1 protein-coding gene is annotated in these 20,474 nt (G+C 39.2%); it reads right to left on the bottom strand.

Features of this window, described 5'->3' with window-relative positions:
- Positions 1-53: 53 nt before the first annotated feature.
- Positions 54-20,192: an SdrD B-like domain-containing protein gene (locus tag FG167_RS10340; RefSeq protein ID WP_203458206.1), complete on the bottom strand. Its 20,139-nt coding sequence runs from the start codon at positions 20,190-20,192 to the stop codon at positions 54-56.
- Positions 20,193-20,474: the final 282 nt, after the last annotated feature.

Genomic DNA, 20,474 nt, shown 5'->3' with positions numbered 1-20,474 from the left:
TTATGTTTATTTTTTAAATGGAGGCACGTGTTACCCTACCTCCTTTTTTAATTCTATCTATGGATGTATAAGTAACCTGCTTTTTCTTTTGTTTCTCCGTTCTTAACATAAGTCACAACGTAGAAGTAAGTACCTGCTGGTAATAATTCATCTTCACTAATAGTCACTCTACCACTAGATCTACCACTAAAATACTCTCCATTTTGACCGTATCCTAAAGCATCATAGACTAAAACTCCCCATCTATTATATACTCTTACTTGATTTTCTGGGAATAATTCAATGTTTTCAATTGTAAATACATCATTATCATTATCTCCATTTGGAGTAACAGCATTGAATATTTCAATATCATCATCTGATGCTGATAATACGCCATTATCTACTTCTAGATAATCTGGCAAGCCATCTCCATCACTATCAAAGGCATCGAAACCAAATCCATCACCAGGATATTCATCACTAGTTAGAATACCATCATTATCATCATCCGTATCTAAATAGTCTGGAGTACCATCACCATCTGTATCATCATTTGCCGGTAAACCATCACCTGTTGGATCTACATCACCATCTGATACATCTGTATCTGTGTAATCTTCATTAATAGTATCTACACCATCATTGTCATCATCCGTATCATTAAAGTTAGGCATACCATCTCCGTCGGTATCTCCATACTCTAATTCTTCTCCATTTGGCACATTATCATTATCACAATCATCTGCTAACCATGCTGCAGATGGATCTACTGTTGCGCTCTCTATTACAAAATCACAATAATCATGAGGATCTGTTCCATCCATAACTTCGTCTGCATCAATAACTCCGTCACCATCACAATCAATTCCTGCTGTAATTGTTTCTGTAATATCCTCTACATTATAAGAACATGGATCATTTGGATCCGTTCCGTTTGTTATTTCAGTAGTATCAATTACTCCGTCGCCATCTGTATCACATAAACCTGTTGGATCACATGGATCGTTTGGATCTGAAATACCATCTCCGAAATCATTTGGATCTAATGGAGTTAATGGATCATCAATTCCTGTTGTTTCCTCACAATCTGTAAGTCCGTCACCATCGGTATCTGTACTGTTTATTCCGATTGGATCACATGGATCGTTTGGATCTGAAATACCATCTCCGAAATCATTTGGATCTAATGGAGTTAATGGATCATCAATTCCTGTTGTTTCCTCACAATCTGTAAGTCCGTCACCATCGGTATCTGTACTATTTATTCCAATTGGATCACATGGATCATTTGGATCTGAAATACCATCTCCGAAATCATTTGGATCTAATGGAGTTAATGGATCATCAATTCCTGTTGTTTCCTCACAATCTGTAAGTCCGTCACCATCGGTATCTGTACTATTTATTCCAATTGGATCACATGGATCATTTGGATCTGAAATACCATCTCCGAAATCATTTGGATCTAATGGAGTTAATGGATCATCAATTCCTGTTGTTTCCTCACAATCTGTAAGTCCGTCACCATCGGTATCTGTACTATTTATTCCAATTGGATCACATGGATCATTTGGATCTGAAATACCATCTCCGAAATCATTTGGATCTAATGGAGTTAATGGATCATCAATTCCTGTTGTTTCCTCACAATCTGTAAGTCCGTCACCATCGGTATCCGTGCTGTTTATTCCGATTGGATCACATGGATCATTTGGATCTGAAATACCATCTCCGAAATCGTTTGGATCTAATGGAGTTAATGGATCATCAATTCCTGTTGTTTCCTCACAATCTGTAAGTCCGTCACCATCGGTATCCGTGCTGTTTATTCCAATTGGATCACATGGATCGTTTGGATCTGAAATACCATCTCCGAAATCATTTGGATCTAATGGAGTTAATGGATCATCAATTCCTGTTGTTTCCTCACAATCTGTAAGTCCGTCACCATCGGTATCTGTACTATTTATTCCGATTGGATCACATGGATCGTTTGGATCTGAAATACCATCTCCGAAATCATTTGGATCTAATGGAGTTAATGGATCATCAATTCCTGTTGTTTCCTCACAATCTGTAAGTCCGTCACCATCGGTATCTGTACTATTTATTCCAATTGGATCACATGGATCATTTGGATCTGAAATACCATCTCCGAAATCATTTGGATCTAATGGAGTTAATGGATCATCAATTCCTGTTGTTTCCTCACAATCTGTAAGTCCGTCACCATCGGTATCTGTACTATTTATTCCGATTGGATCACATGGATCATTTGGATCTGAAATACCATCTCCGAAATCATTTGGATCTAATGGAGTTAATGGATCATCAATTCCTGTTGTTTCCTCACAATCTGTAAGTCCGTCACCATCGGTATCCGTGCTGTTTATTCCGATTGGATCACATGGATCATTTGGATCTGAAATACCATCTCCGAAATCGTTTGGATCTAATGGAGTTAATGGATCATCAATTCCTGTTGTTTCCTCACAATCTGTAAGTCCGTCACCATCGGTATCTGTACTGTTTATTCCAATTGGATCACATGGATCGTTTGGATCTGAAATACCATCTCCGAAATCATTTGGATTTAATGGAGTTAATGGATCATCAATTCCTGTTGTTTCCTCACAATCTGTAAGTCCGTCACCATCGGTATCTGTACTATTTATTCCGATTGGATCACATGGATCGTTTGGATCTGAAATACCATCTCCGAAATCATTTGGATCTAATGGAGTTAATGGATCATCAATTCCTGTTGTTTCCTCACAATCTGTAAGTCCGTCACCATCGGTATCTGTACTATTTATTCCGATTGGATCACATGGATCATTTGGATCTGAAATACCATCTCCGAAATCATTTGGATCTAATGGAGTTAATGGATCATCAATTCCTGTTGTTTCCTCACAATCTGTAAGTCCGTCACCATCGGTATCCGTGCTGTTTATTCCGATTGGATCACATGGATCATTTGGATCTGAAATACCATCTCCGAAATCATTTGGATCTAATGGAGTTAATGGATCATCAATTCCTGTTGTTTCCTCACAATCTGTAAGTCCGTCACCATCGGTATCTGTACTATTTATTCCGATTGGATCACATGGATCGTTTGGATCTGAAATACCATCTCCGAAATCATTTGGATCTAATGGAGTTAATGGATCATCAATTCCTGTTGTTTCCTCACAATCTGTAAGTCCGTCACCATCGGTATCTGTACTATTTATTCCGATTGGATCACATGGATCATTTGGATCTGAAATACCATCTCCGAAATCATTTGGATCTAATGGAGTTAATGGATCATCAATTCCTGTTGTTTCCTCACAATCTGTAAGTCCGTCACCATCGGTATCTGTACTATTTATTCCGATTGGATCACATGGATCATTTGGATCTGAAATACCATCTCCGAAATCATTTGGATCTAATGGAGTTAATGGATCATCAATTCCTGTTGTTTCCTCACAATCTGTAAGTCCGTCACCATCGGTATCCGTGCTGTTTATTCCGATTGGATCACATGGATCATTTGGATCTGAAATACCATCTCCGAAATCATTTGGATCTAATGGAGTTAATGGATCATCAATTCCTGTTGTTTCCTCACAATCTGTAAGTCCGTCACCATCGGTATCTGTACTATTTATTCCGATTGGATCACATGGATCGTTTGGATCTGAAATACCATCTCCGAAATCATTTGGATCTAATGGAGTTAATGGATCATCAATTCCTGTTGTTTCCTCACAATCTGTAAGTCCGTCACCATCGGTATCTGTACTATTTATTCCGATTGGATCACATGGATCATTTGGATCTGAAATACCATCTCCGAAATCATTTGGATCTAATGGAGTTAATGGATCATCAATTCCTGTTGTTTCCTCACAATCTGTAAGTCCGTCACCATCGGTATCCGTGCTGTTTATTCCGATTGGATCACATGGATCATTTGGATCTGAAATACCATCTCCGAAATCGTTTGGATCTAATGGAGTTAATGGATCATCAATTCCTGTTGTTTCCTCACAATCTGTAAGTCCGTCACCATCGGTATCTGTACTGTTTATTCCGATTGGATCACATGGATCATTTGGATCTGAAATACCATCTCCGAAATCATTTGGATCTAATGGAGTTAATGGATCATCAATTCCTGTTGTTTCCTCACAATCTGTAAGTCCGTCACCATCGGTATCTGTACTATTTATTCCGATTGGATCACATGGATCATTTGGATCTGAAATACCATCTCCGAAATCATTTGGATCTAATGGAGTTAATGGATCATCAATTCCTGTTGTTTCCTCACAATCTGTAAGTCCGTCACCATCGGTATCTGTTGGTGAAGGGCAAGGATCTACTACTACTGGTGCATATCCATCATCTAATGTTGAGTTATCAACTTCTGCAACTGTTACTGTTTCTGGATCTGATCCTGTTGTTGTTAAATCTCCACTTACATCTGTTGGTAACGTTGTTTCATCCACATCTACCGTTGCATCTCCTACTGGTACATCTTCTAATGTCCATGTCCCATCTGCGCCAGTTGTTACTGTGGTTACTGTTCCGTCAACATCTGTAATGACAACATCTACATCTCCAATTCCATCTTCATCTGCATCTTGAACTCCGTTTCCGTTGGTATCTTCAAATACAATTCCTATTAAATCTCCTACTGCTGGTGCATAACCATCATTTGTTGTTGCATTTGGTCCGTCTACTACAGTTACTGTTTCTGGGTCAGAATTTGTAGTAGTTAAGGTACTTGTTATGTTTGCTGGTAAAGTACTTTCATCTACATCTACGGTTGCATCACCTACTGGTACATTGTTTAATGACCAACTTCCGTCTGCTCCTGTAGTTACTGTAGTTGGTGTACTATTTACATCGGTAATGATAACATCTACTCCTGCAATTCCATCTTCTCCGGCATCTTGAACACCATTTCCGTTAGTATCGGCAAATACAACTCCGGTTAATTCTGCCGTTACTGGAGAATATCCATCTGCTGTACTAGTATTTGGTCCTTCGGTTACTGTTACTGTTTCTGGATCAGAACCAGTGGTAGTTAAAGTGCTACTTACATCTGTTGGTAAGGTAGATTCATCTACATTAACTGTTGCATCTCCTACCGGGATGTCTGTTGCTGTCCATGTTCCGTCAGATCCTGTAGTTACTGTTACTGGGTTACCATTTACATCGGTAATAATAACATCTACATCTGCAATTCCATCTTCGCCTGGATCTTGAACACCATCGCCATTGATATCTTCGAATACTAATCCGCTGATATCTCCTACTGCTGGTGCATAACCATCATCTGTTGTTGCGTTTGTTCCCGTTCCTACAGTTACTGTTTCTGGGTCAGAATTTGTAGTAGTTAAGGTACTTGTTATGTTTGCTGGTAAAGTACTTTCATCTACATCTACGGTTGCATCACCTACTGGTACATTGTTTAATGACCAACTTCCGTCTGCTCCTGTAGTTACTGTAGTTGGTGTACTATTTACATCGATAATGATAACATCTACTCCTGCAATTCCATCTTCTCCGGCATCTTGAACACCATTTCCGTTAGTATCGGCAAATACAATTCCGGTTAATTCTGCCGTTACTGGAGAATATCCATCTGCTGTACTAGTATTTGGTCCTTCGGTTACTGTTACTGTTTCTGGATCAGAACCAGTGGTAGTTAAAGTGCTACTTACATCTGTTGGTAAGGTAGATTCATCTACATTAACTGTTGCATCTCCTACCGGGATGTCTGTTGCTGTCCATGTTCCGTCAGATCCTGTAGTTACTGTTACTGGGTTACCATTTACATCGGTAATAATAACATCTACATCTGCAATTCCATCTTCGCCTGGATCTTGAACACCATCGCCATTGATATCTTCGAATACTAATCCGCTGATATCTCCTACTGCTGGTGCATAACCATCATCTGTTGTTGCGTTTGTTCCCGTTCCTACAATTACTGTTTCTGGGTCAGAATTTGTAGTAGTTAAGGTACTTGTTATGTTTGCTGGTAAAGTACTTTCATCTACATCTACGGTTGCATCGCCTACTGGTATATTGTTTAATGACCAGCTTCCGTCTGCTCCTGTAGTTACTGTAGTTGGTGTACTATTTACATCGGTAATGATAACATCTACTCCTGCAATTCCATCTTCTCCGGCATCTTGAACACCGTTTCCGTTAGTATCGGCAAATACAACTCCGGTTAATTCTGCCGTTACTGGAGAATATCCATCTGCTGTACTAGTATTTGGTCCTTCGGTTACTGTTACTGTTTCTGGATCAGAACCAGTGGTAGTTAAAGTGCTACTTACATCTGTTGGTAAGGTAGATTCATCTACATTAACTGTTGCATCTCCTACCGGGATGTCTGTTGCTGTCCATGTTCCGTCAGATCCTGTAGTTACTGTTACTGGGTTACCATTTACATCGGTAATAATAACATCTACATCTGCAATTCCATCTTCGCCTGGATCTTGAACACCATCGCCATTGATATCTTCGAATACTAATCCGCTGATATCTCCTACTGCTGGTGCATAACCATCATCTGTTGTTGCGTTTGTTCCCGTTCCTACAGTTACTGTTTCTGGGTCAGAATTTGTAGTAGTTAAGGTACTTGTTATGTTTGCTGGTAAAGTACTTTCATCTACATCTACGGTTGCATCACCTACTGGTACATTGTTTAATGACCAACTTCCGTCTGCTCCTGTAGTTACTGTAGTTGGTGTACTATTTACATCGGTAATGATAACATCTACTCCTGCAATTCCATCTTCTCCGGCATCTTGAACACCGTTTCCGTTAGTATCGGCAAATACAATTCCGGTTAATTCTGCCGTTACTGGAGAATATCCATCTGCTGTACTAGTATTTGGTCCTTCGGTTACTGTTACTGTTTCTGGATCAGAACCAGTGGTAGTTAAAGTGCTACTTACATCTGTTGGTAAGGTAGATTCATCTACATTAACTGTTGCATCTCCTACTGGAATGTCTGTTGCTGTCCATGTTCCGTCAGATCCTGTAGTTACTGTTACTGGGTTACCATTTACATCGGTAATAATAACATCTACATCTGCAATTCCATCTTCGCCTGGATCTTGAACACCATCGCCATTGATATCTTCGAATACTAATCCGCTGATATCTCCTACTGCTGGTGCATAACCATCATCTGTTGTTGCGTTTGTTCCCGTTCCTACAATTACTGTTTCTGGGTCAGAATTTGTAGTAGTTAAGGTACTTGTTATGTTTGCTGGTAAAGTACTTTCATCTACATCTACGGTTGCATCACCTACTGGTACATTGTTTAATGACCAACTTCCGTCTGCTCCTGTAGTTACTGTAGTTGGTGTACTATTTACATCGGTAATGATAACATCTACTCCTGCAATACCATCTTCACCTGCATCTTGAATTCCGTTTCCGTTAGTATCGGCAAATACAACTCCGGTTAATTCTGCCGTTACTGGAGAATATCCATCTGCTGTACTAGTATTTGGTCCTTCGGTTACTGTTACTGTTTCTGGATCAGAACCAGTGGTAGTTAAAGTGCTACTTACATCTGTTGGTAAGGTAGATTCATCTACATTAACTGTTGCATCTCCTACCGGGATGTCTGTTGCTGTCCATGTTCCGTCAGATCCTGTAGTTACTGTTACTGGGTTACCATTTACATCGGTAATAATAACATCTACATCTGCAATTCCATCTTCGCCTGGATCTTGAACACCATCGCCATTGATATCTTCGAATACTAATCCGCTGATATCTCCTACTGCTGGTGCATAACCATCATCTGTTGTTGCGTTTGTTCCCGTTCCTACAGTTACTGTTTCTGGGTCAGAATTTGTAGTAGTTAAGGTACTTGTTATGTTTGCTGGTAAAGTACTTTCATCTACATCTACGGTTGCATCACCTACTGGTACATTGTTTAATGACCAACTTCCGTCTGCTCCTGTAGTTACTGTAGTTGGTGTACTATTTACATCGGTAATGATAACATCTACTCCTGCAATTCCATCTTCTCCGGCATCTTGAACACCGTTTCCGTTAGTATCGGCAAATACAATTCCGGTTAATTCTGCCGTTACTGGAGAATATCCATCTGCTGTACTAGTATTTGGTCCTTCGGTTACTGTTACTGTTTCTGGATCAGAACCAGTGGTAGTTAAAGTGCTACTTACATCTGTTGGTAAGGTAGATTCATCTACATTAACTGTTGCATCTCCTACTGGAATGTCTGTTGCTGTCCATGTTCCGTGAGATCCTGTAGTTACTGTTACTGGGTTACCATTTACATCGGTAATAATAACATCTACATCTGCAATTCCATCTTCGCCTGGATCTTGAACACCATCGCCATTGATATCTTCGAATACTAATCCGCTGATATCTCCTACTGCTGGTGCATAACCATCATCTGTTGTTGCGTTTGTTCCCGTTCCTACAATTACTGTTTCTGGGTCAGAATTTGTAGTAGTTAAGGTACTTGTTATGTTTGCTGGTAAAGTACTTTCATCTACATCTACGGTTGCATCACCTACTGGTACATTGTTTAATGACCAACTTCCGTCTGCTCCTGTAGTTACTGTAGTTGGTGTACTATTTACATCGGTAATGATAACATCTACTCCTGCAATACCATCTTCACCTGCATCTTGAATTCCGTTTCCGTTAGTATCGGCAAATACAACTCCGGTTAATTCTGCCGTTACTGGAGAATATCCATCTGCTGTACTGGTATTTGGTCCTTCGGTTACTGTTACTGTTTCTGGATCAGAACCAGTGGTAGTTAAAGTGCTACTTACATCTGTTGGTAAGGTAGATTCATCTACATTAACTGTTGCATCTCCTACCGGGATGTCTGTTGCTGTCCATGTTCCGTCAGATCCTGTAGTTACTGTTACTGGGTTACCATTTACATCGGTAATAATAACATCTACATCTGCAATTCCATCTTCGCCTGGATCTTGAACACCATCGCCATTGATATCTTCGAATACTAATCCGCTGATATCTCCTACTGCTGGTGCATAACCATCATCTGTTGTTGCGTTTGTTCCCGTTCCTACAGTTACTGTTTCTGGGTCAGAATTTGTAGTAGTTAAGGTACTTGTTATGTTTGCTGGTAAAGTACTTTCATCTACATCTACGGTTGCATCACCTACTGGTACATTGTTTAATGACCAACTTCCGTCTGCTCCTGTAGTTACTGTAGTTGGTGTACTATTTACATCGGTAATGATAACATCTACTCCTGCAATTCCATCTTCTCCGGCATCTTGAACACCGTTTCCGTTAGTATCGGCAAATACAACTCCGGTTAATTCTGCCGTTACTGGAGAATATCCATCTGCTGTACTAGTATTTGGTCCTTCGGTTACTGTTACTGTTTCTGGATCAGAACCAGTGGTAGTTAAAGTGCTACTTACATCTGTTGGTAAGGTAGATTCATCTACATTAACTGTTGCATCTCCTACCGGGATGTCTGTTGCTGTCCATGTTCCGTCAGATCCTGTAGTTACTGTTATTGGATTACCGTTTATATCGGTAATGATAACATCTACATCTGCAATTCCTTCTTCTCCTGGGTCTTGAACTCCATCGCCGTTAATATCTTCGAATACTAATCCGCTGATATCTCCTACTGCTGGTGCATAACCATCATCTGTTGTTGCGTTTGTTCCCGTTCCTACAGTTACTGTTTCTGGGTCAGATCCTGTTGTTGTTAACGTATCTGTAATATCTGCTGGAAGTGTAGTTTCATCTACATCAATATCTGCTGCTCCTACTGGAATGTCTGTTGCTGTCCATGTTCCGTTAGCATCCGTAGTTGCTGTTGTTTCATTTCCATTTACATCCGTAATGGTTACATCTACATCTGCAATTCCTGATTCGCCAGTTTCTTGTGTTCCGTTTCCGTTAAGGTCTTCGAATACAACTCCCGTTAATCCTCCTACTACTGGTGCATAACCATCATCTGTTGTGGTAGTTGTTACTCCATCTAATACCGTAACTGTTTCTGGATCTGATCCAGTACTTGTTAATGTGTTGGTAATATCTGTTGGTAAAGTAGTTTCATCTACATCGATATCTGCTGCTCCTACTGGAATATCTGTTGCTGTCCATGTTCCGTTAGCATCCGTAGTTGCTGTTGTTTCATTTCCATTTACATCCGTAATGGTTACATCTACATCTGCAATTCCTGATTCGCCAGTTTCTTGTGTTCCGTTTCCGTTAAGGTCTTCGAATACAACTCCCGTTAATCCTCCTACTACTGGTGCATAACCATCATCTGTTGTGGTAGTTGTTACTCCATCTAATACCGTAACTGTTTCTGGATCTGATCCAGTACTTGTTAATGTGTTGGTAATATCTGTTGGTAAGGTAGTTTCATCTACATCAATATCTGCTGCTCCTACTGGAATATCTGTTGCTGTCCATGTTCCGTTAGCATCCGTAGTTGCTGTTGTTTCATTTCCATTTACATCCGTAATGGTTACATCTACATCTGCAATTCCTGATTCGCCAGTTTCTTGTGTTCCGTTTCCGTTAAGGTCTTCGAATACAACTCCCGTTAATCCTCCTACTACTGGTGCATAACCATCATCTGTTGTGGTAGTTGTTACTCCATCTAATACCGTAACTGTTTCTGGATCTGATCCAGTACTTGTTAATGTGTTGGTAATATCTGTTGGTAAAGTAGTTTCATCTACATCGATATCTGCTGCTCCTACTGGAATATCTGTTGCTGTCCATGTTCCGTTAGCATCCGTAGTTGCTGTTGTTTCATTTCCATTTACATCCGTAATGGTTACATCTACATCTGCAATTCCTGATTCGCCAGTTTCTTGTGTTCCGTTTCCGTTAAGATCTTCGAATACAACTCCCGTTAATCCTCCTACTACTGGTGCATAACCATCATCTGTTGTGGTAGTCGTTACTCCATCTAATACCGTAACTGTTTCTGGATCTGATCCAGTACTTGTTAATGTGTTGGTAATATCTGTTGGTAAGGTAGTTTCATCTACATCAATATCTGCTGCTCCTACTGGAATATCTGTTGCTGTCCATGTTCCGTTAGCATCCGTAGTTGCTGTTGTTTCATTTCCATTTACATCCGTAATGGTTACATCTACATCTGCAATTCCTGATTCGCCAGTTTCTTGTGTTCCGTTTCCGTTAAGGTCTTCGAATACAACTCCCGTTAATCCTCCTACTACTGGTGCATAACCATCATCTGTTGTGGTAGTCGTTACTCCATCTAATACCGTAACTGTTTCTGGATCTGATCCAGTACTTGTTAATGTGTTGGTAATATCTGTTGGTAAGGTAGTTTCATCTACATCAATATCTGCTGCTCCTACTGGAATATCTGTTGCTGTCCATGTTCCGTTAGCATCCGTAGTTGCTGTTGTTTCATTTCCATTTACATCCGTAATGGTTACATCTACATCTGCAATTCCTGATTCGCCAGTTTCTTGTGTTCCGTTTCCGTTAAGGTCTTCGAATACAACTCCCGTTAATCCTCCTACTACTGGTGCATAACCATCATCTGTTGTGGTAGTTGTTACTCCATCTAATACCGTAACTGTTTCTGGATCTGATCCAGTACTTGTTAATGTGTTGGTAATATCTGTTGGTAAAGTAGTTTCATCTACATCGATATCTGCTGCTCCTACTGGAATATCTGTTGCTGTCCATGTTCCGTTAGCATCCGTAGTTGCTGTTGTTTCATTTCCATTTACATCCGTAATGGTTACATCTACATCTGCAATTCCTGATTCGCCAGTTTCTTGTGTTCCGTTTCCGTTAAGATCTTCGAATACAACTCCCGTTAATCCTCCTACTACTGGTGCATAACCATCATCTGTTGTGGTAGTCGTTACTCCATCTAATACCGTAACTGTTTCTGGATCTGATCCAGTACTTGTTAATGTGTTGGTAATATCTGTTGGTAAGGTAGTTTCATCTACATCAATATCTGCTGCTCCTACTGGAATATCTGTTGCTGTCCATGTTCCGTTAGCATCCGTAGTTGCTGTTGTTTCATTTCCATTTACATCCGTAATGGTTACATCTACATCTGCAATTCCTGATTCGCCAGTTTCTTGTGTTCCGTTTCCGTTAAGGTCTTCGAATACAACTCCCGTTAATCCTCCTACTACTGGTGCATAACCATCATCTGTTGTGGTAGTTGTTACTCCATCTAATACCGTAACTGTTTCTGGATCTGATCCAGTACTTGTTAATGTGTTGGTAATATCTGTTGGTAAAGTAGTTTCATCTACATCGATATCTGCTGCTCCTACTGGAATATCTGTTGCTGTCCATGTTCCGTTAGCATCCGTAGTTGCTGTTGTTTCATTTCCATTTACATCCGTAATGGTTACATCTACATCTGCAATTCCTGATTCGCCAGTTTCTTGTGTTCCGTTTCCGTTAAGGTCTTCGAATACAACTCCCGTTAATCCTCCTACTACTGGTGCATAACCATCATCTGTTGTGGTAGTCGTTACTCCATCTAATACCGTAACTGTTTCTGGATCTGATCCAGTACTTGTTAATGTGTTGGTAATATCTGTTGGTAAGGTAGTTTCATCTACATCAATATCTGCTGCTCCTACTGGAATGTCTGTTGCTGTCCATGTTCCGTTAGCATCCGTAGTTGCTGTTGTTTCATTTCCATTTACATCCGTAATCGTTACATCTACATCTGCAATTCCTGCTTCGCTAGTTTCTTGTGTTCCGTTTCCGTTAAGGTCTTCAAATACAACTCCCGTTAATCCTCCTACTACTGGTGCATAACCATCATCTGTTGTGGTAGTCGTTACTCCATCTAATACCGTAACTGTTTCTGGATCTGATCCAGTACTTGTTAATGTGTTGGTAATATCTGTTGGTAAGGTAGTTTCATCTACATCAATATCTGCTGCTCCTACTGGAATGTCTGTTACTGTCCATGTTCCGTTAGCATCCGTAGTTGCTGTTGTTTCATTTCCATTTACATCCGTAATGGTTACATCTACATCTGCAATTCCTGATTCGCCAGTTTCTTGTGTTCCGTTTCCGTTAAGGTCTTCGAATACAACTCCCGTTAATCCTCCTACTACTGGTGCATAACCATCATCTGTTGTCGTAGTCGTTACTCCATCTAATACCGTTACTGTTTCTGGATCTGATCCAGTACTTGTTAATGTGTTGGTAATATCTGTTGGTAAGGTAGTTTCATCTACATCGATATCTGCTGCTCCTACTGGAATATCTGTTGCTGTCCATGTTCCGTTAGCATCCGTAGTTGCTGTTGTTTCATTTCCATTTACATCCGTAATGGTTACATCTACATCTGCAATTCCTGATTCGCCAGTTTCTTGTGTTCCGTTTCCGTTAAGGTCTTCGAATACAACTCCCGTTAATCCTCCTACTACTGGTGCATAACCATCATCTGTTGTGGTAGTCGTTACTCCATCTAATACCGTAACTGTTTCTGGATCTGATCCAGTACTTGTTAATGTGTTGGTAATATCTGTTGGTAAGGTAGTTTCATCTACATCAATATCTGCTGCTCCTACTGGAATGTCTGTTGCTGTCCATGTTCCGTTAGCATCCGTAGTTGCTGTTGTTTCATTTCCATTTACATCCGTAATGGTTACATCTACATCTGCAATTCCTGATTCGCCAGTTTCTTGTGTTCCGTTTCCGTTAAGGTCTTCGAATACAACTCCCGTTAATCCTCCTACTACTGGTGCATAACCATCATCTGTTGTGGTAGTTGTTACTCCATCTAATACCGTAACTGTTTCTGGATCTGATCCAGTACTTGTTAATGTGTTGGTAATATCTGTTGGTAAAGTAGTTTCATCTACATCGATATCTGCTGCTCCTACTGGAATATCTGTTGCTGTCCATGTTCCGTTAGCATCCGTAGTTGCTGTTGTTTCATTTCCATTTACATCCGTAATGGTTACATCTACATCTGCAATTCCTGATTCGCCAGTTTCTTGTGTTCCGTTTCCGTTAAGGTCTTCGAATACAACTCCCGTTAATCCTCCTACTACTGGTGCATAACCATCATCTGTTGTGGTAGTCGTTACTCCATCTAATACCGTAACTGTTTCTGGATCTGATCCAGTACTTGTTAATGTGTTGGTAATATCTGTTGGTAAGGTAGTTTCATCTACATCAATATCTGCTGCTCCTACTGGAATATCTGTTGCTGTCCATGTTCCGTTAGCATCCGTAGTTGCTGTTGTTTCATTTCCATTTACATCCGTAATGGTTACATCTACATCTGCAATTCCTGATTCGCCAGTTTCTTGTGTTCCGTTTCCGTTAAGGTCTTCGAATACAACTCCCGTTAATCCTCCTACTACTGGTGCATAACCATCATCTGTTGTGGTAGTTGTTACTCCATCTAATACCGTAACTGTTTCTGGATCTGATCCAGTACTTGTTAATGTGTTGGTAATATCTGTTGGTAAAGTAGTTTCATCTACATCGATATCTGCTGCTCCTACTGGAATATCTGTTGCTGTCCATGTTCCGTTAGCATCCGTAGTTGCTGTTGTTTCATTTCCATTTACATCCGTAATGGTTACATCTACATCTGCAATTCCTGATTCGCCAGTTTCTTGTGTTCCGTTTCCGTTAAGATCTTCGAATACAACTCCCGTTAATCCTCCTACTACTGGTGCATAACCATCATCTGTTGTGGTAGTCGTTACTCCATCTAATACCGTAACTGTTTCTGGATCTGATCCAGTACTTGTTAATGTGTTGGTAATATCTGTTGGTAAGGTAGTTTCATCTACATCAATATCTGCTGCTCCTACTGGAATATCTGTTGCTGTCCATGTTCCGTTAGCATCCGTAGTTGCTGTTGTTTCATTTCCATTTACATCCGTAATGGTTACATCTACATCTGCAATTCCTGATTCGCCAGTTTCTTGTGTTCCGTTTCCGTTAAGGTCTTCGAATACAACTCCCGTTAATCCTCCTACTACTGGTGCATAACCATCATCTGTTGTGGTAGTCGTTACTCCATCTAATACCGTAACTGTTTCTGGATCTGATCCAGTACTTGTTAATGTGTTGGTAATATCTGTTGGTAAGGTAGTTTCATCTACATCAATATCTGCTGCTCCTACTGGAATATCTGTTGCTGTCCATGTTCCGTTAGCATCCGTAGTTGCTGTTGTTTCATTTCCATTTACATCCGTAATGGTTACATCTACATCTGCAATTCCTGATTCGCCAGTTTCTTGTGTTCCGTTTCCGTTAAGGTCTTCGAATACAACTCCCGTTAATCCTCCTACTACTGGTGCATAACCATCATCTGTTGTGGTAGTCGTTACTCCATCTAATACCGTAACTGTTTCTGGATCTGATCCAGTACTTGTTAATGTGTTGGTAATATCTGTTGGTAAAGTAGTTTCATCTACATCAATATCTGCTGCTCCTACTGGAATGTCTGTTGCTGTCCATGTTCCGTTAGCATCCGTAGTTGCTGTTGTTTCATTTCCATTTACATCCGTAATCGTTACATCTACATCTGCAATTCCTGATTCGCCAGTTTCTTGTGTTCCGTTTCCGTTAAGGTCTTCGAATACAACTCCCGTTAATCCTCCTACTACTGGTGCATAACCATCATCTGTTGTGGTAGTCGTTACTCCATCTAATACCGTAACTGTTTCTGGATCTGATCCAGTACTTGTTAATGTGTTGGTAATATCTGTTGGTAAGGTAGTTTCATCTACATCAATATCTGCTGCTCCTACTGGAATATCTGTTGCTGTCCATGTTCCGTTAGCATCCGTAGTTGCTGTTGTTTCATTTCCATTTACATCCGTAATGGTTACATCTACATCTGCAATTCCTGATTCGCCAGTTTCTTGTGTTCCGTTTCCGTTAAGGTCTTCGAATACAACTCCCGTTAATCCTCCTACTACTGGTGCATAACCATCATCTGTTGTGGTAGTTGTTACTCCATCTAATACCGTAACTGTTTCTGGATCTGATCCAGTACTTGTTAATGTGTTGGTAATATCTGTTGGTAAGGTAGTTTCATCTACATCAATATCTGCTGCTCCTACTGGAATATCTGTTGCTGTCCATGTTCCGTTAGCATCCGTAGTTGCTGTTGTTTCATTTCCATTTACATCCGTAATGGTTACATCTACATCTGCAATTCCTGATTCGCCAGTTTCTTGTGTTCCGTTTCCGTTAAGGTCTTCGAATACAACTCCCGTTAATCCTCCTACTACTGGTGCATAACCATCATCTGTTGTGGTAGTCGTTACTCCATCTAATACCGTAACTGTTTCTGGATCTGATCCAGTACTTGTTAATGTGTTGGTAATATCTGTTGGTAAGGTAGTTTCATCTACATCAATATCTGCTGCTCCTACTGGAATGTCTGTTGCTGTCCATGTTCCGTTAGCATCCGTAGTTGCTGTTGTTTCATTTCCATTTACATCCGTAATGGTTACATCTACATCTGCAATTCCTGATTCACCAGTTTCTTGTGTTCCGTTTCCGTTAAGGTCTTCGAATACAACTCCCGTTAATCCTCCTACTACTGGTGCATAACCATCATCTGTTGTGGTAGTTGTTACTCCATCTAATACCGTAACTGTTTCTGGATCTGATCCAGTACTTGTTAATGTGTTGGTAATATCTGTTGGTAAGGTAGTTTCATCTACATCAATATCTGCTGCTCCTACTGGAATATCTGTTGCTGTCCATGTTCCGTTAGCATCCGTAGTTGCTGTTGTTTCATTTCCATTTACATCCGTAATGGTTACATCTACATCTGCAATTCCTGATTCGCCAGTTTCTTGTGTTCCGTTTCCGTTAAGGTCTTCGAATACAACTCCCGTTAAATCACCTTGACATGAATTTACACCATCATCAATAGAATTCCCCACAGTTTGACCTGTTGTTGCATTCACTACATCATCTGTAAGACCTGTGTTAATATCTACAACACCTGTTAATTGTCCAGTTGTACTATTAACACTAGAAGAATCAATATCATCTCCACCTTCTATTGCATCAAAACAACCATCATCATCACTATCAGTATCTAAATAATCTGGTATTAAATCACCATCTGTATCTAAATCTGGACAAGCAAAAAGAATAAACTCAATTCCATCTGAAAGCACACCAGAAACACCATCTTGTACAAATTGAATAGTAAAAGTTGATAAATTACCATTGATTTGCAATGATCCTGCTGCTGTACCATCTGCAACACCTTCTGTACTTTCAAAAGTATAACCAGTACCTATTGGATTTCCAGAACCACTATCTCTTGCGGTATTTGATGTTACTTGAAAATCTGAAGTACCAGACCCAATTAACTTAGTCCAAGTTAAACCTCCTTGCAATGTCATTAAAGCACTGTTTTCCGTAATACCATCACTACCTCCTAGTCTATCTACATGTAATTTAGGATTTGTAACATTTATAGGGTCTCCAGTTGCATCTTCAAAAGAAACCGTTAAAGTACTTCCCCAACTATATTCTCTTACTAGTGAGGCGTCTCCACTTAAATTTTCAGACCAAAAAGCTTCTGTATTAAAATTCTCTGCTCCATTTGCTTGAAATCCTGTAGAATTTGTTATTAATCTTGCAACAACTCCATTTCCATAATCGAAAGTAGCTTCTGTACCACTAACTAAAGTCCATGCACCAGATTGTACTGGTGAAGTACAAATACCTTCATTAATATCTGTAATACCATCATTATCATTATCTAAATCACAACCATCAGGCACGGTATCATTATCTGTATCTACAGTATCATCAAAACCATTACATATATCATTATCATCTATAACACCATCTCCATCAGAATCACATTGTCCGAATGCATCTGAAGGGGTTCCATCTATTGAGCCACCTATTGGTTGCCCCATAGTAGCACTTACATTATTAGGTACTCCATTAGTAGATGCGTTTGCAGTCCCATCCAGTGTTCCATCCGGATTCACGTTTGCAGCTAAAATATTATCTCCTCCTTCTAAAGCATCTGGACAACCATCATTGTCACTATCTGTATCTAAACTATTCGGTATTCCATCATTATCACAATCCGGAGCCTGAATAATATCACTAAAAGCTATTTCCCATCTATCATTTACAAGCCCATTTTCATTAGGATTCATAGAAATTTCTATTGTCAATGATCTAAACACACCGTTTAACCTAACACTTCCTGCAGCGGTACCATCTAATGGAGTACCACATTCTGAAGGAGTAGAATTATAAATAACACCACTACTTCTAGTTATTGTCTTTGATGTTGTTACAAAGTGGACGTCATTTTGTTGCAGTTCTGTTAAAGAGATTTCCGAATTCAATACAGTAATTAATGATGAAGTAGTGCTAAGATTCATACCTCCTCCACCTCCTAATCGGTCGAAATGTATTACTGGATTAATAACATTAACTCCAAAATCAAAAGTAATTTGCCCTGTACTTGATGTTCCGTTTATATTTCCATCAGGGTGAAATGTATGTCTTATACTTAACGAAGGGTTTCCAACAATAGTCGGCTCACTATAAGCTCCACTACATGCCATTGTATCCGTTGTTTCAAAATCATTTAAAGCAAATCCTGTTCCAGCACCATAATTTGTAGCTGAAGCCGATATATTAACTAAACCTGCAGAGGTACTCCAAGTTGTACTTGAACCATTTCCTGACGCAGTCCATGCACCAGAATTAGAAGGTATTCCTACAACACATTGGCTATTTTCAACAGTATCCAAAATACCATCATTATCATCATCTAGATCACAACCATCTGGCACAGTATCATTATCTGCATCTAAAGTGTCATCAAAACCGTTACAAACATCCTCATCATCAATAACACCATCTCCATCTGAATCATTTAAAATTATAGTAACAGTAAAAGAACATACAACAGATCTACCAGCTACATCTGTAACTGTATATGTAACTGTTGTAACACCTATATTAAATGTTTGTGTTCCTACAACATTTTCTCCTGTTACTGAAGAACTACCTGTTGTTGCTCCAGTCATTTCCCAAACTAATGTGTCTACAAGACAATTATCTGAATAAACAGGATCTGGAATTACTATAGCCTCCCCACTACCAGATGTAACTTGCTCAATATTAGCAGGGCACATAATTACTGGATCCGTAAAATCTGTTTCAGCAGAACATATTAACCCTCCACAAGATTCTAAATATTCTTCTGTTGACACATAATTTCTATATACATCGTCTACTAAAGTTACACCTGCATCACATCCATTACTACATGCTGTTATTGTTGGTCCGTAATAAAAATGATCTGTAATATCCCCTCCATTCGTTAATGTAACCGAACCACTTGCTATTAATAAAGAGGTTGAGTTATTACCATTCAATTGCTGTGTTGTACCGTCAACGATTACATCTGTTGCATCAAAAACTCCGTTATTGGTTACGATTCCATTATTTATTCTAAGAGTTCCACCTGAAACGATTAAACCATCGTTTGTAAAAACCCTATCTATTCTTAAATCATTCTCAACATAGAAAGTACAAGCGTTATATATCTGAGAATTAGCATTAAATTGAGTATCACCAGAAGTGTTTGCTCTAATTATACCACAGTTACTAATGATTCCATCAAGTATAATACCATTAGAACCACCATTCATCACAAAATTAGCACCATCATAATTATTAACTGTTACACCACTATTGAATGTGATTCCATTGGAACTGTTTATAATAATTTCTCCAGCGTTATTTATCACTGATGTTGAAGAAACATTTAAAACACTAGTATTAAGCACCCCTTCATTACAAACATTCACAACTCCATTACTAACATCAACATTATTTGTAATATTTAATGTACCCTCAACAACTAAGGTGCTAACCTTTTGAAAGGTTGCATTTACCGTTATATTTGGAGCTATATAAATTGTACCCTTGGCTTCAAAATTATAATTCCAAGTATAATCAGACAAAATACAAATACTTTCCGTCGCCGTGATTCCTACTTGAGGCATATTAGGAAACCAAGAACCATTACTATATGTGTAAGTACAAGATGATGGCTGTCCAGGACATGTATACCCCACTTCACATTGAGTTTGAGCATGTAATCTTGGAATAGCTAGAAATAAAAAGAATAAAAACATTATTCTTAAATTGTTCAATTTAAAAATCGAGAATCGAGTAAAGATTTTCATATTATGGAGGGTAATTTATTTTTTATTATATAAAAAATGTTTTGTAATGCAGGCATCACAAAACATATTAATTATTTCGCACAAAAAACTAGCACAACACCTAGTGTTAGTTGTATTTAATAAAAATTTGTAATAATTATTCATTCTCTTAGGGAGAAATAACGTTTAATTATTTTTTACGGGTTTTCCGTAATTTGCTATTAAAGACAAAAATATCATTACAATATTTTC

Origin of the sequence: Lacinutrix sp. WUR7 (assembly GCF_016864015.1) — a bacterium.
Lineage (GTDB): Bacteria > Bacteroidota > Bacteroidia > Flavobacteriales > Flavobacteriaceae > Oceanihabitans.
Note: the sequence above shows the minus strand (reverse complement) of the source record. Positions and strands in the feature narration are given on the sequence as shown.